The organism is Streptomyces sp. DH12, from assembly GCF_020873895.1.
In the GTDB taxonomy this organism is placed as follows: Bacteria; Actinomycetota; Actinomycetes; order Streptomycetales; family Streptomycetaceae; genus Streptomyces.
Genome location: NZ_JAHWGT010000400.1, coordinates 1 through 640 on the forward strand (window position 1 = coordinate 1; position 640 = coordinate 640).

The following is a 640-nucleotide window of genomic DNA, read 5'->3' on the forward strand; positions in this document are numbered from 1 at the left end:
GGTACATGGTGACCTGGGCCGACCGTCCGCCGGAGCGGCAGATCACATGAACCCGGCCGTCCTGCGGGGCGGCCTCGGTCAGCTCGCCGTAGCGGGCGACGAACTCGCTGATCGGGATGTGCAGCGCGCCTTCGGCGTGACCGGCCTACCATTCGTCGTCCTCACGGACGTCCAGCAGGAAGTCGCCGTCCTTGAGGTCGCCGACCTGGACCGTGGGCACACCAGCTCCAAAACTCATGCCTCCGACGCTACCGGACCGGGCACGCCCGCCGGTTCCCGTCCCGCGCGTCCTGGCTTCCGTCCCGCCGGGGGCCGGCTCAGCCCTGCAGCGCCGCCAGTTCCGCCTCACGCTCGGCCACCTGGGCCCGCAGCTGCGCGGCGATGTCCTCCAGGAGCCCGTCGGGGTCGTCGGGCGCCAGCCGCAGCATGGAACCGATGGCGCTCTCCTCCAGGGTCCGGGCGACCAGGGTGAGCAGTTCCTTGCGCTGGGAGAGCCACTCGAGGCGTGCGTAGAGCTCCTCCGCAGGGCTGGGGGTGTGCTTCAGCTCCGGTCCCGCGGCCCACTCCTCGGCGAGCTCACGCAGCTCGTCCGCGCTGCCGCGGGCGTAGGCGGCGTTGACGCGGGTGATGAACTCCTCGC

At 72.0% G+C, this 640-nt stretch carries 2 pseudogenes; both read right to left on the reverse strand.

Annotated elements, in window-relative coordinates:
- Positions 1-220 (reverse strand): annotated as a pseudogene (locus tag LPA54_RS34805) (rhodanese-like domain-containing protein); the annotation flags it as partial.
- Positions 221-317: 97 nt separating this feature from the next.
- Positions 318-640, reverse strand: a pseudogene (locus LPA54_RS34810) (hypothetical protein); the annotation flags it as partial.